Source organism: Leifsonia sp. P73, assembly GCF_051059105.1.
Lineage (GTDB): Bacteria > Actinomycetota > Actinomycetes > Actinomycetales > Microbacteriaceae > Leifsonia.
The window spans coordinates 2,356,346-2,375,688 of the sequence record NZ_CP194931.1 but is presented as its reverse complement, the minus strand read 5'-3'; the positions used below and the strand labels follow the sequence as shown (position 1 = coordinate 2,375,688).

The following is a 19,343-nucleotide window of genomic DNA, read 5'->3' as shown; positions in this document are numbered from 1 at the left end:
CATGAGCTACGACGCCATCGGCATCTCCGGCACGGGCATGACGCTCAACCAGACCTGGCTGGACTCCATCAGCGACAACCTCGCGAACATCAACGACACCACGTCCCCGAACAACCCCGCGTTCCAGGAGCGCTACGTCCAGGCGCAGGCCAACCCCGGGATGAACGGGGTCTCGATCGGCGGCATCGTCTACGGCTCGGCCGCGGGCCAGCTCGTCTACTCCCCCGGCGACCCGAACGCGGACGCGCAGGGCTATGTGAAGCAGACCACCATCGACATGGCGAGCCAGATGACCGACCTGATCGAGGCGCAGCGGGCGTACCAGGCGAACTCGAACGCGGTGAACGCCGCGAAGGACATGTACCAGTCGGCACTGCAGATCGGAGCCAAGTGATGAGCATCCCGGCCATCGGAGCGATCTCGCTCGGGAACGTCCAGCAGGCGACCCCGGCCGTCGGCGCCACGTCCTCCGGCTCGGGCGCGGGCGGTTTCGGCGCCGCGCTGACGGGAGCGGTGGACAACCTCCAGCAGCTGCAGAGCACGTCCGACGCGGCCAACGTGAAGGCGGTCACCGGCAACCTCAACGACATCCAGGACGCGACGATCGCCGCGGCCCGCGTGCAGACGACCGTGCAGCTCATGGCGACGCTGCGCAACCAGGCCGTGGACGCGTTCAACACCATCATGCGGATGGGGGCTAGGTGCCGGCCCGGCTCCAGGCGGTCCTCAAGCGCGTCGGCGCGACGATCGCCGGCTTCAGCTTCGCGCAGAAGACCGTCTCGGTCCTCGCGCTGCTCGTGCTCGCCCTCGGCGTGACCGGCCTGTCGGTCTGGCTGAGCCAGCCGCAGTACGTGCCGCTGTTCAGCGGGATCTCCGCCTCGGACGCCTCCGCGATCACCACGCAGCTGCACACCGACAACGTGCCGTACCAGCTCACGGACGGCGGCGCGACGATCCTCGTCCCGCAGGCGCAGGTCTACCAGGAGCGGCTGAAGGCGGCCGCGGCCAACCTCCCGTCGAGCAGCAACCAGGGCTACTCCCTGCTCGACAACATGGGCGTCACGACGTCCGAGTTCCAGCAGGACGTCACCTACAAGCGCGCGATGGAAGGCGAGCTCGCCAGCACGATCGACGCCATGCAGGGGGTCAAGACCGCTTCGGTCAAGCTGGCCATCCCGCAGCCGACGGTGTTCACCGACCAGGCGCAGGACCCGACGGCCAGCGTATTCGTGGACGAGAGCGCCGGCACCACGCTGACGCCGGCGCAGGTGCAGGCCATCGTCCACCTCGTCTCGTCCTCGACCGTGGGGATGAAGCCGACCGACGTGTCCGTCATCGACGCCGCGGGCAACGTGCTCTCGACCACGGGCGGAACCGCCGCGGGCTCGACCGGCGACCAGGCGAAGGCCTACGACAGCGCGGTGCAGTCCAGTGTGCAGTCGATGCTCGACAAGGTGCTCGGCTCGGGCAACTCCACGGTCGTCGTCAGTGCGCTGATGGACAACTCGACGTCCACGAAGACGACCGACAGCTACAGCATCCCGACCGGCGCGCCGCAGACCAGCTCGTCGTCGCAGAAGGAGACGTACACCGGGACCGGCGCAGCGGCGCAGTCCGGTGTGCTCGGCACCAGCTCCACGACGAACGGCGTCGCCAACACCGCAGCGAACAGCGGAGGCAACGGCAGCTACAGCTCCGACAGCACCACGAGCGACAACGCGCTGAACAAGACCAGCGTGACCCAGCAGATCCCGGCGGGCGGCGTGCAGCGGCAGACCGTGTCGGTCGCGGTCGACAGCGCGGCGGCGACCAAGGCGGGCGTGAGCACGAGCCAGCTCCAGACGATGGTGGCCAACGCCTCCGGCATCGACACGACGCGCGGCGACGCGGTGGGCGTGCAGCTGGTCAACTTCTCGCAGGCGAACGCGCAGGCCGCGAAGCAGGCGCTGGCGCAGGCCGCGGCGCAGACCCAGCAGGCGCAGCTCGACTCCTGGATCCGCACCGGCCTGATCGCGGCGGGCATCGTGGTCGCGATGATCGTCGCGCTGCTCGTCTTCCGCCGCCGTCGCGGCAACGCGGAGGTCGACGGCGGCGACCGGTACGAGGAGCTCGCAGCCCCGACGCTCGCCTTCCACCAGGTGACCCCTCCGACCGTTCCGCTGACGACGCCTCCGCCGAGCCCGGTCTCGATCGAGTCGGAGCAGCGCAGGGCCGAGATCGAGCAGCTCGCCGTCGACGACCCCCGCCGCGCGGCCGACTTCCTGCTCAGCCTCATGGGTGAGAAGGAGACGACGCCGTGACCGAGGCGAAGGTCGCGCCCCTGACCGGCGCGCAGAAGGCCGCCCTGATCCTGATGAACCTGGATCAGGCGGCCGCTGCGCGCGTCATGCAGCAGTTCAGCGAGTCGGAGTCCGAGGAGATCGCGGCCGAGATCGTCGCGCTCAAGCGCGTCGACCGGCAGCAGGCCGAGGCGGCGCTTGTGGAGTTCCACGAGCTCGCCCTCCAGCCCGCGGCGCGCGTCAGCGGAGGCCGGAGCGCGGCCATCGGGCTGCTGGAGGCGTCGTTCGGCTCCGAGCGCGCCGCCGGCGTGATGTCCCGCGTGGCCTCCTCGCTCGCCGGGCGCGCCTTCGAGTTCCTGGACACCGCCGACCCCACGCAGGTCGCCCTCCTGCTCGACGGCGAGCTGTCGCAGACGATGGCCACCGTGCTGGCCCACCTGCGGGCCGACCAGGCCTCGCGGGTCCTCGCGGCCCTCAAGCCCGAGATCCGCACCGACGTCGCGCACTGCATCGCGACGATGGGCAGTGTGAGCCCCGAGGTGGCCCGCACCGTCGCCGACACGCTGCGCAGTCGCGCCGGGTCGGTCGTCAAGACCAAGGACCAGCAGGACGCCGTCGGCGGGGTGCAGCCCCTGGTGGACATCATCAACCGCTCCAGCGTCGCGAACGAGCGCGCGCTGCTCGACGAGCTGGACCAGCGCGATCCCGAGCTCGCCGCCGAGGTGCGCTCGCGGATGCTGACCTTCGCCGACATCGTGAAGCTGGAGCCGCGCGACGTCCAGCAGGTGCTGCGCGGGATCGACGTCTCGGTGCTCGCCATCGCGATGAAGGGCTCCCCGGAGGCGACCAGGGACGTCATCCGCGCCAACCTCTCGGAGCGCAACCTCGAAGTGCTGGACGAGGAGTCGTCGGTGCTCGGCTCGATCCGGCTCTCCCGCGTCGAGGAGGCCAGGGCGGAGATCGTCCGCGCGATCCGCGACCTCGAAGCGGAGGGCACGATCACGGTGCACCGCTCGGACGAGGACGAATATGTCGAATAGCGCGTTCGCTCCAGTTCGCTACCCCGAGGTCGGGTCGTCCGGCACGGCGGTCGCGGTCGACCCCGAGGGCGGCGCCTCCAGCGCGCGGGCCCGTGGCTTCGCGGCCGGCTACAGCGAGGGGCTGCGCCGCGCGGAGGCCGAGTTCGTGTCGGCCGAGAGCGCCCGGCTCCAGCACTGGCAGGCGGCGGAGGCGGAGTCCGCCGCGGCGACCCGCCGCGCCCTGGCGGCGCTCGCCGCAGCCGCGGAGGGGTGCGCGCGCTCGCCGTCCCGGTCGTCGCCACGGCCGACGACGCCCTGGTGGAGGCGGCGCTCGCGCTTGCCGAGGCCGTGCTCCAGCGCGAGGTGGCCGACGGGCACGTCGACGCGGCCGACACGCTGCGCCGCGTGATCGCGGCCACGCCGGCCGGCGAGCTCGTCTCGGTGCGGATGCACCCCGACGACGCCCGCGCGGTCGCGCAGGAGGCCGGTGCCTTCCCGGAGATCGTGCCCGACCCGTCCATCGCTCCGAGCGACGCCATCGCGGTCCTGCGCGAGGGCTGGCTGGACGCCCGGATCGACGCGGGGCTCGCGCGGGCGCGGACCGCACTGACGGGAGACCGCGCATGACCGGGTACGCGCCGGGAGGCGCCCGGCTACTGACCGCCGTCCGCGCGGCCGCGCCGGAGCGGATCGGCCGCGTGGCCTCCGTCATCGGCCTGGGCATCGAGGTGGCCGGGCTGGAGGGCGCGGTCGGCGACCTCGTCGCGATCGGCGAACCGGGAGCGCAGACGGCGGCCCAGGTCGTCGCCGTGCGGCCGGGGCTGCTCACCTGCATGGTGCTGTCCGGCACGGCGGCGCACCCCATCGGAACGCCCGTCCGATCCGCTCCCGCAGCCCCGGCCGTCCCCGTGGGCGACGCCCTGCTCGGCCGGGTCATCGACGGCCTCGGCCGTCCCATCGACGGCAAGGGACCGCTCCCGCCGACGCAGCACGTCGGCCTGGCCAACACCGCGCCCGGCCCGCTGCAGCGCGCCCGGATCACGTCGCCCCTCCAGCTCGGCGTGCGCGCCCTCGACACCCTGGTCTCGATTGGACGCGGCCAGCGGCTGGGCCTCTTCGCCGGCTCCGGCGTGGGCAAGTCGTCGCTGCTGTCGATGATCGCCCGCGGGACGGACGCCGAGGTCTCGGTGATCGCCCTGATCGGCGAGCGCGGCCGCGAGGTGCGGGAGTTCATCGAGGACGACCTCGGCGCCGAGGGACTGGCCCGCTCGATCGTCGTCGTCTCCACCTCCGACGAGCCCGCGCTGATGCGGCTGCGGGCCTCCCTCGTCGCGACCCGGATCGCGGAGTGGCATCGCGACCGCGGCCAGCATGTCGTGCTGATGATGGACTCGCTGACCCGCGTGGCGATGGCCCAGCGCGAGATCGGGCTCTCGGCCGGGGAGCCGCCGGCGACCCGCGGCTACCCGCCGTCGACCTTCTCCACGCTGGCGTCGCTCCTGGAGCGTGCCGGCGCCGCGGCCACGGGCTCGATCACCGGGCTCTACACCGTCCTGGTCGATGGCGACGACCACAACGAGCCGATCGCGGACGCGGCGCGGTCGATCCTCGACGGCCACGTCGTCCTGGACCGCGCGCTCGCGATCACGGGCCACTTCCCCTCGATCGACGTGCTGGGGTCCATCTCCCGGCTCGCGTCCAAGATCACCCCGCCGGACCGGCTCGCCGACGCGACGGCCCTCCGTGCCGTGCTCTCCGCGCGCCGGAGCGCCCAGGACCTGCTCGACGTCGGCGCGTACAAGCCGGGGGCGAACGCCCGGGTGGACGCCGCGGTGCAATTCGAGGAGGCCATCGACGGCTTCCTGCGGCAGGGGATGGATCAGCGGTCCACCGCGGACGGGGCGTGGGATTCGCTCCGCGAGCTGACCCGAGCGTTCGGAGCCGCAGCATGAAGCGATTCGGATTGGCCGGCCTCCTGCGCGTGCGGGACCTGGAGGAGCAGCGCGCGGCTGCGGAGCTCGCCGACGCGAACCGGGCGGTGGACGCGGTCCGCGCCCGCGGGGCCCGGACGCGCGCGTCGCTGGCCGGGGTCCGCTCGGACGCCGTCGACGCGGCGACCCTCTCGTCCGTGATCGCCGCCCGGACGTCGGCGCAGGTGCTGCTCGGCGAGCTGACCGCGCTGCACGAGCTCGCCTCCCGGGAGGCCGGGGAGGCCCGGTCGGCGCACGGCGCCGCGCGTGCGTCCGCCGTCTCGCTGGAGAAGCTCCGGCGGCGGCACACCGAGGCGGAAGTCGCCCGCGAGCTGCGCGAGGAGCAGTCCGCGCTCGACGAGGTGGCCATCCAGGGCTGGCGCGAGAGCAGGAGGGACGCGGTATGAGCATCACGGAGGCCGTCGGCCGCATCCAGCAGATCGAGTCGCAGATGGTGCAGCTCGCCGGCGGGCAGCCGACGCAGACGCAGACTGCGCAGTCGACCAGCCCGTCAGCCTTCGCGACGAGCCTGGCCGCGGCGACCGGCACGACCGGGGCGCAGGTCACCCCGGCGGCCGGCCAGCAGGCGAACAACGGGACCACCGGCGCGGACATCGTCGCGGACGCCCGCAAGTACCTCGGCGTCCCGTACGTCTTCGGCGGCACGACCAGCGCGGGCCTGGACTGCTCGGGCCTCGTGCAGCGCGTCTACGGCGACATGGGCATCTCGCTGCCGCGGCTGGTCTCCGGGCAGGGGACGATCGGCCAGAGCGTCCCGTCCCTCGCCGACGCGCAGCCGGGCGACCTCATCGTCTGCAACGGCGGCGAGCACATCGTCATCTATGCCGGGAACGGCAAGATCATCCAGGCGCCCAAGCCGGGCGGCCAGGTCGAAGAGATGGACAACTGGATCTCGCCCTCGAACGTGGTGACCATCCGCCGGATCGTGCCGACCGCTACGGCCGCCGCGTCGTCGGCGTCGTCGGCCGCCGCGCTCGCGGCGCTGCTCGGGTCGAGTGGAGGGTCGTCGGTGGCCGGGATGCTCGGCTCGGGAGGCGCGTCGTCGTCCTCGTCGGCGCTGGCGGCGCTGCTCGGGTCGAACGGCGGGTCGTCGCTGCTCGGACTGCTCGGGTCGAGCGGCGGGTCGTCGCTCTCCGGCCTCCTGGGGTCCGGGGGCGGAAGCGCACTGTCGGCGCTGCTCGGCCAGGGCTCGGGGATGAACTCGTGAGCGCGGTCGTCTCGGGGTTCGGCGGCGCAGGCGCCGCGGCCCTGCTCGCGCCCGCCTCGCCGTCCGATCCGTCGTCGTCCGGCGGCGGTGGAACGGCGTTCGGCACCGCCTTGCTCTCGGCGCTGGCCGGCGACACCGAAGCGCCGATGTCTCCCGCGGCTCCTGCCGAGCCGGCGCCGTCGGCCCCCACCGCGGAAGCGACGTCCACGCCGCCGACGCCGCCGACACCGCAGACCGCGCCTGCTCCTGCCGTGTTCCTCGTGGCGACCCCTGCCCCCGCGCCGCTCGCGGACGCCGCGGCGACGACCTCCCCGTCGGTTCCGGACGAGGGACCCCGCGGCAAGAGCGGGTCCACGCGGACGACCGCCGCGGACCAGCACCACGACGCGCCCTCCCCTGCGGTCGCCGACGTGTTCGCAGCCGGTCAGCTCGCGGTGCAGCAGGCGCTCGTCGCCGCTCCGCTCCCGCCCGCGACGCCGACGCAGGCAGCTCCGGCGCAGACGTCCGCGTCGCCCGCTCCCGTCGAAGCGCCGACCGCGCCCACGGCTCCGACCCCGCCCCGGGAGGCGGCCCAGCCGAGTGCGACGGCCGCTCCGGCCACCACTGCACAGCCGTCCGCACCCGCACCGGCCGCCACGCCTTCCCGGCCGGCCGCCAAGACGCCGGCCGAACCGTCGACGCCGAGCGCGGGGGCCGCGCCGTCGGGCATCCCCGCAGCGGCGACTCCCATCCCGGCACCGGCGCCGACCCTCACGACCGCTGTCGCCTCGGCCTCCCCCGCCGCCTCCACCACACCGACCCCCGCGCCGCCGCTCCAGCAACAGCTGTCTCAGCCCGTGATGACCCTCGCGCGGCAGCCCGACGGCGACCACGTCGTGGTCGTGCGGGTCGCCCCCGACGACCTCGGTCCCGTCACGGTGCACGCGCGGGTCAGCGACTCCGGCGTCCGCATCGAGCTGTTCGCGCCCAGCGACGCCGGGCGGGACGCCATCCGGCAGATCCTCACGGACCTGCGGCGCGACCTCAACGCGACGACCGCGAACGCCTCGGTCTCCGTGTCCGACCAGAACGCGCCGGGGGCCGAGAGCGGCGGAGGCGGCCGGTCTCCGTGGACATCCCCGGACCAGGGCGGGGCGGGCGGCCGCGGGTCGACCGCGCCTGCTGACGCTCCCGACGAGCCGGCCCCTGTCCGGAGCGCCGCACCGGCCGACCCGGCACAGCCCGTCGCCCTCCCTGTCGCCCTCCTGGGCGCCCGAACCCTCGACATCGTCGTCTGACCACGAAGGAGAAACCCATGGTCACCCCCATCTCGACCGATCCCACCGCGACCGCCTCGACGACCTCGCTCTGGTCGACGCAGCCCACCCGCGCGCCGCACCAGTCGCTGACCGCCGACGACTTCATGAACCTGCTCGTCACGCAGCTCAAGAACCAGGACCCCAGCTCGCCGATGGACTCGGCCGCGATGGTCCAGCAGACGACCCAGCTCGGGATGATGCAGCAGATGACCGCGCTCGGCTCCAGCAGCAACACCGCCCTCAACCTGCAGATGCAGACCGCGGCCGCCGACCTCATCGGCAAGACCGTGAGCTACAACGACCTCGCGGGCAAGCCCCAGACGGGCGTCGTCACCGGCGTCTCGTTCTCGGGGGCCACCCCGACCGTGTCCGTCAACGGCGGCACCTTCCCCCTCTCCGGAATCCTCGGCGTCCAGCAGACTCCGGCCTCCTAGTCCCCACCACCGAAAGGCACACTCCCATGCTCCGTTCTCTCGACTCCGGCGTCTCGGGCCTCCAGGCGCAGCAGACCATGCTCGACGTGGTCGGCAACAACATCGCCAACGTCAACACCACCGGCTACAAGTCCTCCTCCGTCGAGTTCGAGGACACCCTCTCCCAGATGATCGGGACGGCCTCGGCGCCGACCGGCAACCAGGGCGGCACGTCGCCGGCCCAGGTCGGCCTCGGCGTGCGGGTCGCGGCGACCGCGACCAACTTCACCGAGGGCGCCGCGCAGACCACCGGCGTCGGCACCAACCTGATGATCAACGGCGACGGCTTCTTCATCGTCAACAACGGCGGCCAGACCCAGTACACCCGCTCCGGCGCGTTCACCACGGACGCCTCCGGCAACCTGGTCAGCCCGGACGGGGCGATCGTGCAGGGCTGGCCGGCCGTCAACGGCGCGGTCAACTCCTCCGCTCCGGTCTCCAACCTCACGCTGTCGACGAGCGGGCTGTCCGCGGCGCGCGCGACCTCCAGCGCCACGATGTCCGGCAACCTGGCGGACGACGCGGCCGCGGGCTCCACGGTCAACAGCCAGGTGACCGTCTACGACGCGACCGGGGCGCAGCGCAACCTGAGCGCGACCTTCACCCGCACCGCCGCCGGCTGGGACGTCACCGCGACCGACGCCGCGGGGAACACGGCCACCGGCTCGCTCACGTTCACGAACGGCGCCATCACCAGCGGGCAGACCCTCGCGGTCGGCGGCGTCACCATCGACATGTCGAAGCTCACCGGCTTCGCGGGCTCCGGCGGGGTCAACTTCGCCTCGCAGAACGGGACGGCGGCCGGCTCGTTGCAGTCGTTCTCGCTCGAGAACGACGGCACGATCATGGGGTCCTTCTCCAACGGTCAGAAGCAGGCCATCGGCCGCGTCGCCCTGGCGAACTTCACCAACCCGGGCGGCCTCCAGAAGGCCGGCAACTCCAACTTCATCGCCACCCCGAACTCCGGGCTCCCCCAGGTGGGCGTGGCGGGGAGCGGCAGCCTCGGGACGCTGACGAGCGGGGCGATCGAAGGCTCCAACGTCGACCTGGCGCGGGAGTTCACCAACCTCATCGTCGCGCAGCGCGCGTTCCAGGCCTCCGCCCGGGTGATCACGACCTCCGACGACGTGCTGCAGGAGCTCCTCCAGCTGAAGACGCAGTGACCCTGATCCAGTAGCGGCGCCGGGCTAACGGAACCGTCCGATCTGCCGATAGGGGAAGGCGAGCACCTCCGACACGGAGGCGATCCGATCCCTTCCCTCTCTGCGGAGTCCTCATGATCACGGTGACCAGGCTGAACCACGTGCCGTTCGCCGTGAACCCGGACCTCATCGAGCGCATCAACGCCGACCCCGACACCACCCTGACGATGGTCGACGGCGTGCGCTACGTGGTGACCGAGACCATGGCGGAAGTCATCGACCGCATCGCCGCCTGGCGCGCCGATGTGCTCGACCGCGCATACCGGCTGGGACGGCCGACCGACTCGGGCGAAGGGAGCTGACCATGGATCTGGCATTGATCATCGGGATCATCGCGGCCTTCGGCTCGCTGGCGGCGATGGTGACGATCGAGGGGGCGAGCTTCGCATCGCTGCTCCTCGTCGGTCCTGTCGTGTTCGTGCTCGGCGCCACGATCTCGGTCGGCATCGCGGGCGCGACCGTGAAGGACGCGCTCGACTCGTTCAAGGCGATCCCCGGGGCGTTCACGGGCAAGAAGCCGGACTTCGCCGGCACGGTCGCCACGCTGCTCGACCTCGCCGACGTCGCCCGCCAGCGCGGACTGCTCTCGCTGGAGTCGTCGGCCGAAGAGGTCAAGGACCCGTTCCTCGCCAGCGCCCTGCAGGGCGTGGCAGACGGCGCCGACTCCGAGGACCTGCGCATCCTGCTGGAGGACCAGATCGCGACCTGGTCGAAGGCCACCCGGGTCTCCTCCTCGTTCTTCTCGGCGCTCGGCGGCTACGCGCCCACCATCGGCATCGTCGGCACCGTCGTTTCGCTCACCCATGTGCTCGGCAACCTCTCCACCCCCGACAAGCTCGGGCCGATGATCGCAAGCGCGTTCGTCGCCACGCTCTGGGGCCTGCTCTCGGCCAACTTCATCTGGCTCCCGCTCGGCACGCGCCTGCGCCGGCTCGCGGAGCTGGAGGCCGAGCGGCGGCAGATCGTCGTGGAGGGCGTGCTCGCCATCCAGTCCGGCACCTCCTCGCGCGCGCTCTCCGAGCGCCTCACCGCGATGGTCCCCTACAGCCCCAAGCCGAAGCGCAGCAAGAGCAAGAACGACGCGTCCGCCCCGGTCTCCGAGGCAGCGTCCGCGGTCGGGCCGTGAGCCGCGGGCGTCGCAGGCCGGCCGCCGACGGCCACGGCGAGGGCCACGCCAACGACGAGCGCTGGATGGCCTCCTACATGGACATGGTCACCGTGCTGATGTGCACGTTCATCGTCCTGTTCTCGATGTCCTCGATCGACGCCCACAAGTTCAACGAGCTGAAGAACTCGCTCCAGACCGGCTTCGGCGAGAAGGTGAGCCAGAAGGTCGACACGGCCAAGGGCGTGATCGTCGCGGCGAAGGACGCCGAGCCGACCCCGGCGCCGTCGTCGGCCTCCACCGCTCCCCCGCTGTCGCCCCTCGAAGCGGCCAAGCTGGAGGTCGCCGACCTGCGCGCGATCCAGGCAGCGATCAACGCCCGGCTGACGGCGCAGGGCCTGCAGGGAGCGGTCTCGTACACGATCGACGCCCGCGGGCTCACGATCGGCCTGATCGGCGGGAACGCGTTCTTCGACTCCAACCTCGCGACGCTCACCCCGCTGGCGGTGCAGATCATCGACAACGTCGGGCCGGTCCTGTACCCGACGTCGTACACGATCTCGGTCGAGGGGCACGCCGACACCCGGCCGGCCGGTCCGCCCTACGCCGACAACTGGGACCTCGCCGCGGCGCGCGCCATCTCGGTGCTCCGCCGGCTCACCGACGTCTCGGGCATCCAGGCGACGCGGATCTACGCGGTCAGCGACGGCTCGGCGACGGCGACGGCCACCGGGGACGCGGCCCAGCTCGCCCAGGACCGCCGGGTCGACATCGTCGTCCGGTCGGCGCAGCCGCAGGAGGTGCGCGACCTGATCCCCGGGATCGTCGCGGCGAAGGGAGCAGGCGGATGAGCCAGACCATGACGCAGCCGGCTGAGCGCGAGGTGCGGGCCTACGACTTCCGCCGCCCGACCACCCTCGCCCGCGAGCACTCCCGCGTGCTGGAGCTCGCCTTCGCGACCTTCGCGCGCCAGTGGGGCACGCAGCTCACCGCGAAGGTGCGCGTGCTGTCCCAGGTGACGTGCGAGCAGGTCACCATGCACACGTACGACGAGTACGCGGCGGCGCTCCCGTCGAGCACCGCGATGGTGCTGTGCTCGATCAGCGACGTGGAGCCGCGCGGCGTCATCCAACTCCCCACCGGAGCCGCACTGCGCTGGGTGAACGCGATGCTCGGCGGCAACCGTCCGCTTCCCCTCCTCGACCGCACGTTCTCGCCGATCGAGCACGCGCTGGTCGTCGGCCTGATGAATGACGCGCTCGAAGACCTGCAGTACTCTCTCGGCCCGCTGTTCACGAACTCGGTGCGCATCGACGCCATCCAGTACAACTCGCAGTTCGCCCAGGCGGCTCCCACGAGCGAGCTGATGATCGTGGCTCGGTTCGCCGCCCGCGTCGGAGAGGACGTCGCGGAGGCGACGATCGCCCTCCCGGCCCGGGTGCTGCTGGAGCGGCTGGGCGAGACCAACCCGACCGTGCAGGTCGACAACGCCAAGCAGCTCCTGCACGCCCAGCTCGCCCAGGTCCCGGTCGAGGTGAGCGCCCGGCTCGCCTCCGCGACGGTCACCCCCGCCTCCGTGCTCGGGCTGGCGGTGGGGGACGTGATCCGCCTTCCCCACCCGGTCAGCCGGCCGATCCAGGTCGCGGCGGGCGGCGAGCCGGTCGGCACCGCCGCCATCGGCGCCGCGGGGTCTCGCCTCGCCGTCGTCGTCACCACCGCTGAGGACAACAACTGATGGAGAGACCATTGATGCCCCAGAACGCATACACCGCTGCCGCGCAGACGCTGACGCATGCCCCGTTGGGTATAGGCGAGCTCACCGTCTCCCCGGCCGCCGATCAGGCCCAGGCGCCGGCGACCGCCGCGAACGCGGTGGTCGCGACGTTCATCGGCTCGCCGTCCGCCGAGCTCGCGCTCGCCGTCCTCGACCCGGAGGTGGTCCTCTCCGAGACCGGCGGCCAGCTCGGGGTCGGCCTCGCCGACGTCCTGCAGCCGACCCTGGCGGCCGCGGCCGAGCACCTCGGGTCCGGCGTGCTCGGAGACTCCCGGATCGAGGACGCCACGCACCTCTTCTCCGACAGCGCCGCACATCGGTTCACCGTCACCGACCGGTCGGGCCAGGAGGTCGCCTGGTTCGCCATCCGCGGCGACGCCGTGCGCCCGGCGTCGGCCGGGACCACGTCCGATGTCGCGGGCCGGCTCGGCCGCATCTCGAACGTCGAGATGGCGCTCACCGTCGAGATCGGCCGCACCCGCATGTCGGTGCGCGACGTGCTCGCCGTCGAGCCCGGCACCGTGATCGAGCTCGACCGCTCCGCGGGATCGCACGCCGACATCCTGCTCAACGGCCGCCTGATCGCCCACGGCGAGATCGTCGTCGTCGACCAGGACTACGCCGTGCGCGTCACCCAGATCCTCGACACCGCCGACGCCCTGGTCTGACCCGTGGACACCCTCTTCACCGCCCTCCGCGTCGCCGTCTCCCTCGCGCTGATCATCGGACTCATCTGGTTCGTGCAGCGCAGGAGCGCGAAGTGGAGCACGAAGAGGACCAAGCGCCCGATCACCGTCATCGGCCGCCAGTCGCTGGGCGGCAAGTCGCGCGTCGTGATCGTGGAGGCCGACGGCACCCACTTCGTGCTCGGCGTGACCGACAGCTCCGTCGTGGTGCTCAAGTCGCGCGAGCTGGAGACGTTCGCGGACGCGCTTGCGGCGGAGGGCGCGATCGAGGTCCCGGACGACCTGGGAGAGCTGGACGACGCGCCGACGCTCCCGGCCGCACCGGTCCCCGCGCCGACCTTCACGCAGGCGATCACCTCCCTCGACACCTGGCGGAGGGCTGCCCAGTCCCTCCGAACTCCGCGGTGAGCGCCGCAGCGCTCACGGGCGGGCGCCGCAGCTACGCGCGACCCATCATCCTCGCGCTCCTCGTGCTGGCGGCGGTGGCCGGCATCGTGCTGCTCACCGCGGGCAGCGCGCACGCCGTGCCGACGCCGTCCCCGTCGCCGACCCCTCCGGTCGGTCCGTCCGGCCCGGCGGGCGGCTCCGGCGGCCCGACCATCTCGATCAACGGCATCAACGGCACGCCCGCCGACACCATCGTCACTCTGCTGGGCGTCACGCTCATCTCGGTGGCGCCCGGCCTGCTCGTCATGGTCTCGTCGTTCACCAAAGTGTTCGTGGTGCTCTCGATGGCCCGCAACGCCCTCGGCCTCCAGTCGGTGCCGCCGAACCAGGTGCTGGCCGGGCTCGCGCTGTTCCTGAGCCTGTTCATCATGGCGCCGACCCTCACCGACATCAACGTGCACGCCGTGCAGCCCTACCTCGCCGGGCACCTCGACTTCGGCGGGGCGCTGCAGGCCGCGGAGGCGCCGCTCAAGGCGTTCCTCGGCGCGCACACCCGGCAGGAGGACATCGCGCTGATGACGCGCGCCGCCGGCCGGGCCAACCCGGCGAACCTCCACGCCGTCCCGCTGACCACCCTCGTCCCGGCGTTCGTCATCTCGGAGCTGCGGGCCGCCTTCATCATCGGCTTCGTGATCTACGTGCCGTTCCTGGTGATCGACCTCGTCGTCTCCGCGGGCCTGATGTCGCTCGGCATGATGATGCTCCCGCCCGTCATGGTGTCGCTGCCGTTCAAGATCCTGCTCTTCGTCCTCGTGGACGGCTGGGGCCTGATCATCCAGTCCCTCGTCGCGAGCTACAAGTAGGGGGCCGACCGTGAACTCCGCCGCCGTCCTCAAGATCGCCACGCAGGCCCTCCTGCTGATGGCGCAGCTCGCCGCGCCGATGGTGCTGACCGCCCTCGCCATCGGCTTCGCGGTCTCGCTCATCCAGTCGATCACCCAGATCCAGGAGGTCACCCTCTCGTTCGTGCCGAAGGCGATCGGCGTCTCCATCGCATTGATCGTGTGCGGCAACTGGATGATCGAGCAGCTCGTGACCTTCACGCAGTACCTGTTCCAGCAGATCCCGACGCTGCTGGGAGGCTGACGATGAACTTCACCGTCGACCTGACCGCGATCGAGGCCACAGCGCTGGTCTCGGTGCGCATCCTGCTGTTCGTGCTGATCGCGCCGCCGTTCTCGTACCAGGCGTTCCCGCTGCAGATCAAAGGCATGCTCGCCGTCCTCCTCGGGATCGTCGTCGCGCCGCAGGCCGCGCAGCGCTACTCCCCCGGCTCGACCGGCCAGTTCCTGCTCGACTTCGTCGGCGAGGCCGCGACGGGCGCCGTCCTCGGCTTCCTCGTCTACCTGGTGTTCTCCGCCATCGAGTCCGCCGGTGGGCTGCTGGACTTCTCCAGCGGGCTCCAGGCGGCGCAACAGTACGACCCGGCCGCCGACATCAACGCCGCCCAGTTCTCCCGGCTGTTCCAGATGACCGCGCTGGCGCTGCTGTTCGTCAGCGACGGCTACCAGCTCGTGCTCGGCGGCCTGGTCCGCTCGTTCACGGCCGTCCCCCTGACGATGTCCGTCGACTGGAGGTCGATCACGCAGACCCTGTCCGGCTCGGTCACCCAGATGCTGCTCGCCGCGCTGCAGATCGCCGGCCCGATCATGGCTGTGCTCTTCGTCGCGAACGCCGCGCTCGGCCTGCTCTCCCGGGTCGCGCCGGCGCTCAACGTCTACTCGCTCGGGCCACCCGCACTGATCCTCCTCGCTGTCGTGCTGTGCGCGCTCGGGATCGTCGCCCTCCCGCTGATCGTGCAGGCGATCGCCGGGCAGGCCGTCCACGCGATCGGGGGTCCCTGATGTCCGCGCAGGAACGCACCGAGCAGGCCACGGAGAAGCACCTCAAGTCGGTGCGCTCGAAGGGACGGCTGCAGAAGGCCCGCGACCTCCCCGCGTGGCTGTCGGTCGGCGTCGGAGCGGCGCTGATCCCGATGGTCATCGCCGGCGCCCAGCAGGCGGCCGAGTCGCAGATCTTCGCGTTCCGCGACATCATCCGCGACCCGACGCCCGCGAGCGCGCTCGCCGCGCTCGGCACGGGTCTCCTGTCCGTGCTCGCCACGGTGTGGCCGCTGCTCGTCGTCGTCGCGCTGACGATCATCGCCGCGACGGCTGCGCAGGGCGGCATCCACCTCAAGAAGCTCACGCCGCACTTCGAGCAGTTCGATCTGCTCAAGGGCATCCGCAACATGTTCGGCGCACGCAGCGCGTGGGAGCTGGTGAAGACCCTCGGCAAGGCCGCCGTTGTCGGGATCGGGCTGTACGTGGTCATCCAGGGACTGATCCCGCTCGTGCTCCAGACCGGAGGGCTCTCCGTCCCGGCGCTCGTCGCGACCGCCCAGGGCTCGATGGGCTCGCTGCTCCAGCTCGCCATCGGCGGCGGCCTGCTCTTCGCGGCCATCGATCTCGTCGTGGTGCTGCGCCGCAACCGCACGGCGAGCCGGATGACCAAGCGCGAGGTCAAGGACGAGCACAAGAGCGCCGAGGGCGATCCGATGATCCGGGCGCAGCGCCGCAGCAGACAGCTCGCAATGAGCCGCAACCGCATGATCGCGGCCGTCGCCGACGCGAGCGTCGTGCTGGTCAACCCGACGCACGTCGCCGTGGCGCTGAAGTACGAGCCGGGCGCGTCGGCGCCCAAGGTGGTCGCCAAGGGCGCGGACCTGATCGCGGCCCGCATCCGCGAGGAGGCCCTGGCGAAGGGCGTCCCGATGGTCTCGGACGTCCCCCTCGCCCGGGCGCTGCACGCCGCCTGCGACCTCGGTCAGGAGATCCCGGCCGAGTTCTTCACCCCGGTCGCGCACGTCCTCGCATTCGTCATGGCGCTGAAGCGTCGCGGCGGGTCGCTCACCGACATCCACACCCTGCCCGCGGCCCAGCGGGCGCGGACCCCGATCGACAGCAGGAGGCTGGTCCACTCGTGAAGAACAAGAACCTGTCGCTCCTGGCGGTGCCGATCGGCGTCGTCGGCATCGTCCTCCTGCTCGTGGTCTCGATCCCGGCCTGGCTGCTCGACACGCTCATCGTGGTCAACATCGCCTTCGCGCTCGTGGTGCTGCTGACCACGATGTTCGCGCGCAAGCCGCTCGACTTCTCGGTCTTCCCCTCGCTGCTGCTCATCGCGACCCTGTTCCGGCTGGGGCTCAACGTCGCCTCAACCCGGTTGGTGCTCGGCCAGGGCTACGCCGGCCAGGTGATCGAGACGTTCGGCAACGTCGCGGTCGGCGGGAACATCATCATCGGCGCGGTCGTGTTCCTCATCCTCGTGGTCATCCAGTTCGTGGTCATCACGAAGGGCGCCGAGCGCGTGGCCGAGGTCGGCGCCCGGTTCACGCTCGACGCCATGCCCGGCAAGCAGATGGCGATCGACGCCGACCTCAACGCCGGGCTGATCACCAACGCCCAGGCCAGGGAACGGCGGGCGGAGGTCGCGGCGGAGTCGGACTTCTACGGCGCGATGGACGGCGCCTCCAAGTTCGTCAAGGGCGACGCGATCGCCGGCATCCTCATCATCGTCATCAACGTGATCGGCGGCATCGGCATCGGGATGCTGCAGAACGGCATGCAGATCACCGACGCGCTGAACAAGTACACCCTGCTGACCATCGGCGACGGCCTCACGGCGCAGATCCCCGCGCTCCTGATGGCGGTGTCCACCGGCATGATCGTCACGCGCTCCGGCGCGGACTCCGACATGGGCTCGCAGGCCGGCGCGCAGCTCACGCAGTCCCGGGTCGCGCTGGCCATCTCGGCCTCCGCGGCCATCGCGCTCTCGCTGATCCCGGGCATGCCGATGATCCCGTTCCTCGCGGTCGGCGGCATCCTGATCTGGGCCTCGCAGCGCATCAAGGCCCGCGCGACCAAGGCCGCGGCCGAGGCGCGCGCGAAGGCCGTGGCCGAGAAGACGACGGGCGCGAGCGACACGACCGACGACCTGCTGGAGCACATGCGGGTGCACCCGCTGGAGATCCAGCTCGCCACCGACCTGATCGACATCGTCTCCGGCGGCTCGGATGACCTGCTCGGCCGGGTGCGCGCTCTCCGCCGCAAGCTGGCGATCGAGCTCGGCATCGTCGTCCCGCCGGTGCGCACGCGCGACAACGGCGAGCTCCCGTCGGCCACGTACTGCATCACGGTGGCCGGCGTGGAGGTCGGCCGCGGCCAGGCGCCGCGCGGCAAGGTGCTCGCCCTCGGGGACGACCTCACGGCGCTCGCCGGGGTCGACACGATCGAGCCGGTGTTCGGCCTCCCCGCCAAGTGGATCGCCGCCGAGCTGCGCTACACCGCCGAGCTGTCCGGGGCGACGGTCATCGACCGCGTCTCCGTCGTCGTCACGCACCTCTCCTCGGCGGTGACCGCCAACGCTGCGCGCCTGCTGTCCCGCGAGGACGTCCGCGTGCTCACCGAGGGCGTGAAGCGGGTGAACCCCTCCGCGGTCGACGAGCTCGTCCCCGCCCTGCTCAGCCTCGCGGAAGTGCAGCGCGTGCTGCAGGGCCTGCTCTCCGAGCGGGTGCCGATCAACGACCTCGCGCGCATCTACGAGGCGCTCACGCTCCGCGCGAAGGTCTCGCTCGAACCGGAGGGCCTGGTCGAGGCGGCCCGGCTCGCGCTCGGCGCCGCGCTCTCCAACCCCTACGTGGACGACGGCACCCTCCGCGTCATCACCCTGGAGCCGATGCTGGAGCAGGCGATGCTGGAGGGTCAGCGCCAGACCGAGTACGGCTCGCAGCTCGTCCTCGATCCCCCGGTGCTCGAGCAGGTCCTGACCGAGGTCCGCTCCGCCGCCACCGAGCATGAAGGCGCGGTGCTCGTCTGCGCACCGCAGCTGCGTCCGGCCGTCCGCCGGCTGATCGCCGCACAGGCACCCGCGCTCCCCGTCCTGTCCTACAACGAGGCCACCACCTCCCCGGCGCCCATCGAAACGATCGGAGTAATTCGAATTGTCACCCCGACTCTGGCCTCATAACGCCTGGCGTCCGAAGAAGGACCTCCACGAGCTCGCGCCCTCCGACGTCATCGCCGGCCTGCTGGCCGACGCCGATGAGCAGGAGGTCCGCTTCCAGCACGCCAGCACCTCCTCGCAGTTCGAGGAGGTCATGGAGGAGATCATCGCCGAGACCGACCCCGACGCGCGTACTCCCGACCGGTACCTGCCTGTGCCCGTGGAGCCGACGACCATCGTTCTCGATCCCGCGCCGGTCCCCTCCCCCGCGCGCCGTCCCGAGCGCTTCGAGGAGCCGAGCCGCCCGGCGCCCCGGCTGGCCACGAACCCGGGCGACCTCGTCTTCGTCTTCGGCCTGCGGGAGGACGCGCTGACGGTCGCGCAGGCGATGGCGCTGGCCACCCCCGCGATCGAGGTGGCTGTGGCCGGCACGGTCGGACGCACCGGCTCCCGTCACGTCGGCGGCCGCCGCGAGGCCCTGCAGGCGCGGGCGGACGGCGTGCGGCGCAACGGCTCGACCATCGTCGCGATCGGCGTCGGGGAAGCCCCGGCAGACGCCGCCCGTTACGCCGGCATCCTCCACGACGTGGTCCCCGACCAGGTCTGGATCGCGGTCGATGTCACGCGCAAGCCCGAGGACACCCGGGTCTGGGCGAACCTCGTCGCGGAGGCCGGCTCCGGTGTCGACGCCATCGCCGCGATCGGCGTCGCGTACACGACCACGCCGGACTCGACCTCCTTTTGGGGGTACCGGTCGGGTGGAGTGACCGCTGAGTTTCTCCACCTGTGGATAACTCTGTTGAAAACGGGTGGAACAACTGCCTCCAGATGTGGAGGACACGCCCGAGATTAGAGGGCTCTCAGATTGCCGTTCAGGAT

23 protein-coding genes are annotated in these 19,343 nt (G+C 71.7%); all 23 read left to right on the top strand.

Going from position 1 to position 19,343, the window contains the following annotated elements:
* Position 1 precedes the first annotated feature (1 nt).
* The gene (gene flgC / locus ACQ86L_RS12120) at positions 2 to 394 is read left to right on the top strand and encodes a flagellar basal body rod protein FlgC (RefSeq protein ID WP_434315629.1); all 393 of its coding nucleotides are present in this window, start codon (positions 2 to 4) and stop codon (positions 392 to 394) included.
* Entirely contained in the window at positions 394 to 816 is a 423-nt protein-coding gene (locus ACQ86L_RS12115) for a flagellar hook-basal body complex protein FliE (RefSeq protein WP_434315628.1), read from the top strand. The genes flgC and ACQ86L_RS12115 overlap by 1 nt, the downstream gene beginning before the upstream one ends.
* Positions 702 to 2,300 (top strand): flagellar basal-body MS-ring/collar protein FliF, encoded by a 1,599-nt coding sequence (fliF, locus tag ACQ86L_RS12110; RefSeq protein ID WP_434315627.1) that lies wholly within the window; start codon positions 702 to 704, stop codon positions 2,298 to 2,300. The genes ACQ86L_RS12115 and fliF overlap by 115 nt, the downstream gene beginning before the upstream one ends.
* Positions 2,297 to 3,319 carry a flagellar motor switch protein FliG gene (fliG, locus tag ACQ86L_RS12105; RefSeq protein ID WP_434315626.1) on the top strand — a complete coding sequence of 341 codons (1,023 nt, stop codon included), beginning with the start codon at positions 2,297 to 2,299 and terminating at the stop codon, positions 3,317 to 3,319. The genes fliF and fliG overlap by 4 nt, the downstream gene beginning before the upstream one ends.
* Before the next feature lie 249 nt (positions 3,320 to 3,568).
* Positions 3,569 to 3,925 carry a FliH/SctL family protein gene (locus ACQ86L_RS12100; protein WP_434315625.1) on the top strand — a complete coding sequence of 119 codons (357 nt, stop codon included), beginning with the start codon at positions 3,569 to 3,571 and terminating at the stop codon, positions 3,923 to 3,925.
* The gene (locus ACQ86L_RS12095) at positions 3,922 to 5,250 is read left to right on the top strand and encodes a FliI/YscN family ATPase (protein ID WP_434315624.1); all 1,329 of its coding nucleotides are present in this window, start codon (positions 3,922 to 3,924) and stop codon (positions 5,248 to 5,250) included. Before ACQ86L_RS12100 ends, ACQ86L_RS12095 begins: the two co-directional genes overlap by 4 nt.
* Positions 5,247 to 5,675 (top strand): flagellar export protein FliJ, encoded by a 429-nt coding sequence (locus ACQ86L_RS12090; protein WP_434315623.1) that lies wholly within the window; start codon positions 5,247 to 5,249, stop codon positions 5,673 to 5,675. The genes ACQ86L_RS12095 and ACQ86L_RS12090 overlap by 4 nt, the downstream gene beginning before the upstream one ends.
* Complete coding sequence (locus tag ACQ86L_RS12085; RefSeq protein WP_434315622.1) at positions 5,672 to 6,496, top strand: C40 family peptidase; 825 nt, start codon at positions 5,672 to 5,674, stop codon at positions 6,494 to 6,496. Before ACQ86L_RS12090 ends, ACQ86L_RS12085 begins: the two co-directional genes overlap by 4 nt.
* Positions 6,493 to 7,773, top strand: coding sequence for a flagellar hook-length control protein FliK (locus tag ACQ86L_RS12080; protein WP_434315621.1), 1,281 nt, complete (start codon positions 6,493 to 6,495; stop codon positions 7,771 to 7,773). The genes ACQ86L_RS12085 and ACQ86L_RS12080 overlap by 4 nt, the downstream gene beginning before the upstream one ends.
* 17 nt (positions 7,774 to 7,790) lie before the next feature.
* The gene (locus ACQ86L_RS12075) at positions 7,791 to 8,228 is read left to right on the top strand and encodes a flagellar hook assembly protein FlgD (RefSeq protein ID WP_345838831.1); all 438 of its coding nucleotides are present in this window, start codon (positions 7,791 to 7,793) and stop codon (positions 8,226 to 8,228) included.
* A 26-nt stretch (positions 8,229 to 8,254) separates the two neighbouring features.
* The gene (locus ACQ86L_RS12070; RefSeq protein ID WP_434315620.1) at positions 8,255 to 9,430 is read left to right on the top strand and encodes a flagellar hook protein FlgE; all 1,176 of its coding nucleotides are present in this window, start codon (positions 8,255 to 8,257) and stop codon (positions 9,428 to 9,430) included.
* A gap of 113 nt (positions 9,431 to 9,543) precedes the next feature.
* Positions 9,544 to 9,771, top strand: coding sequence for a flagellar FlbD family protein (locus ACQ86L_RS12065; RefSeq protein WP_345838833.1), 228 nt, complete (start codon positions 9,544 to 9,546; stop codon positions 9,769 to 9,771).
* A gap of 2 nt (positions 9,772 to 9,773) precedes the next feature.
* A complete protein-coding gene (locus ACQ86L_RS12060; RefSeq protein WP_434315619.1) occupies positions 9,774 to 10,595 on the top strand; it encodes a motility protein A in 822 nt (273 codons plus the stop codon).
* Positions 10,592 to 11,425: an OmpA/MotB family protein gene (locus tag ACQ86L_RS12055; protein WP_434315618.1), complete on the top strand. Its 834-nt coding sequence runs from the start codon at positions 10,592 to 10,594 to the stop codon at positions 11,423 to 11,425. The genes ACQ86L_RS12060 and ACQ86L_RS12055 overlap by 4 nt, the downstream gene beginning before the upstream one ends.
* The gene (locus ACQ86L_RS12050) at positions 11,422 to 12,309 is read left to right on the top strand and encodes a flagellar motor switch protein FliM (RefSeq protein ID WP_434315617.1); all 888 of its coding nucleotides are present in this window, start codon (positions 11,422 to 11,424) and stop codon (positions 12,307 to 12,309) included. Before ACQ86L_RS12055 ends, ACQ86L_RS12050 begins: the two co-directional genes overlap by 4 nt.
* Before the next feature lie 14 nt (positions 12,310 to 12,323).
* Complete coding sequence (gene fliN, locus ACQ86L_RS12045) at positions 12,324 to 13,016, top strand: flagellar motor switch protein FliN (protein WP_434315616.1); 693 nt, start codon at positions 12,324 to 12,326, stop codon at positions 13,014 to 13,016.
* A 3-nt stretch (positions 13,017 to 13,019) separates the two neighbouring features.
* On the top strand, positions 13,020 to 13,442 hold the full coding sequence (fliO, locus tag ACQ86L_RS12040) for a flagellar biosynthetic protein FliO (RefSeq protein WP_434315615.1): 423 nt from the start codon (positions 13,020 to 13,022) through the stop codon (positions 13,440 to 13,442).
* Positions 13,439 to 14,284 carry a flagellar type III secretion system pore protein FliP gene (gene fliP, locus ACQ86L_RS12035; protein ID WP_434315614.1) on the top strand — a complete coding sequence of 282 codons (846 nt, stop codon included), beginning with the start codon at positions 13,439 to 13,441 and terminating at the stop codon, positions 14,282 to 14,284. Before fliO ends, fliP begins: the two co-directional genes overlap by 4 nt.
* A gap of 10 nt (positions 14,285 to 14,294) precedes the next feature.
* Positions 14,295 to 14,567, top strand: a complete 273-nt coding sequence (locus tag ACQ86L_RS12030) for a flagellar biosynthetic protein FliQ (RefSeq protein ID WP_185275712.1) — start codon at positions 14,295 to 14,297, stop codon at positions 14,565 to 14,567.
* A 2-nt stretch (positions 14,568 to 14,569) separates the two neighbouring features.
* Positions 14,570 to 15,325: a flagellar biosynthetic protein FliR gene (locus ACQ86L_RS12025; protein WP_434315613.1), complete on the top strand. Its 756-nt coding sequence runs from the start codon at positions 14,570 to 14,572 to the stop codon at positions 15,323 to 15,325.
* Positions 15,325 to 16,446, top strand: a complete 1,122-nt coding sequence (locus ACQ86L_RS12020; protein WP_434315612.1) for an EscU/YscU/HrcU family type III secretion system export apparatus switch protein — start codon at positions 15,325 to 15,327, stop codon at positions 16,444 to 16,446. Before ACQ86L_RS12025 ends, ACQ86L_RS12020 begins: the two co-directional genes overlap by 1 nt.
* A complete protein-coding gene (locus ACQ86L_RS12015) occupies positions 16,443 to 18,488 on the top strand; it encodes a flagellar biosynthesis protein FlhA (RefSeq protein ID WP_345838843.1) in 2,046 nt (681 codons plus the stop codon). Before ACQ86L_RS12020 ends, ACQ86L_RS12015 begins: the two co-directional genes overlap by 4 nt.
* Entirely contained in the window at positions 18,463 to 19,317 is an 855-nt protein-coding gene (locus tag ACQ86L_RS12010; protein ID WP_434315611.1) for a hypothetical protein, read from the top strand. Before ACQ86L_RS12015 ends, ACQ86L_RS12010 begins: the two co-directional genes overlap by 26 nt.
* Positions 19,318 to 19,343: the final 26 nt, after the last annotated feature.

Excerpts from the sequence above, each read along its gene's own strand:
- ACQ86L_RS12085 (WP_434315622.1), top strand. The coding sequence starts at position 5,672 with ATGAGCATCACGGAGGCCGTCGGCCGCATCCAGCAGATCGAGTCGCAG.
- ACQ86L_RS12095 (WP_434315624.1), top strand. The coding sequence starts at position 3,922 with ATGACCGGGTACGCGCCGGGAGGCGCCCGGCTACTGACCGCCGTCCGC.
- ACQ86L_RS12020 (WP_434315612.1), top strand. The coding sequence starts at position 15,325 with ATGTCCGCGCAGGAACGCACCGAGCAGGCCACGGAGAAGCACCTCAAG.
- ACQ86L_RS12090 (WP_434315623.1), top strand. The coding sequence starts at position 5,247 with ATGAAGCGATTCGGATTGGCCGGCCTCCTGCGCGTGCGGGACCTGGAG.
- ACQ86L_RS12075 (WP_345838831.1), top strand. The coding sequence starts at position 7,791 with ATGGTCACCCCCATCTCGACCGATCCCACCGCGACCGCCTCGACGACC.
- ACQ86L_RS12065 (WP_345838833.1), top strand. The coding sequence starts at position 9,544 with ATGATCACGGTGACCAGGCTGAACCACGTGCCGTTCGCCGTGAACCCG.
- ACQ86L_RS12050 (WP_434315617.1), top strand. The coding sequence starts at position 11,422 with ATGAGCCAGACCATGACGCAGCCGGCTGAGCGCGAGGTGCGGGCCTAC.
- fliN (WP_434315616.1), top strand. The coding sequence starts at position 12,324 with ATGCCCCAGAACGCATACACCGCTGCCGCGCAGACGCTGACGCATGCC.
- flgC (WP_434315629.1), top strand. The coding sequence starts at position 2 with ATGAGCTACGACGCCATCGGCATCTCCGGCACGGGCATGACGCTCAAC.
- ACQ86L_RS12060 (WP_434315619.1), top strand. The coding sequence starts at position 9,774 with ATGGATCTGGCATTGATCATCGGGATCATCGCGGCCTTCGGCTCGCTG.
- ACQ86L_RS12025 (WP_434315613.1), top strand. The coding sequence starts at position 14,570 with ATGAACTTCACCGTCGACCTGACCGCGATCGAGGCCACAGCGCTGGTC.
- ACQ86L_RS12115 (WP_434315628.1), top strand. The coding sequence starts at position 394 with ATGAGCATCCCGGCCATCGGAGCGATCTCGCTCGGGAACGTCCAGCAG.
- ACQ86L_RS12070 (WP_434315620.1), top strand. The coding sequence starts at position 8,255 with ATGCTCCGTTCTCTCGACTCCGGCGTCTCGGGCCTCCAGGCGCAGCAG.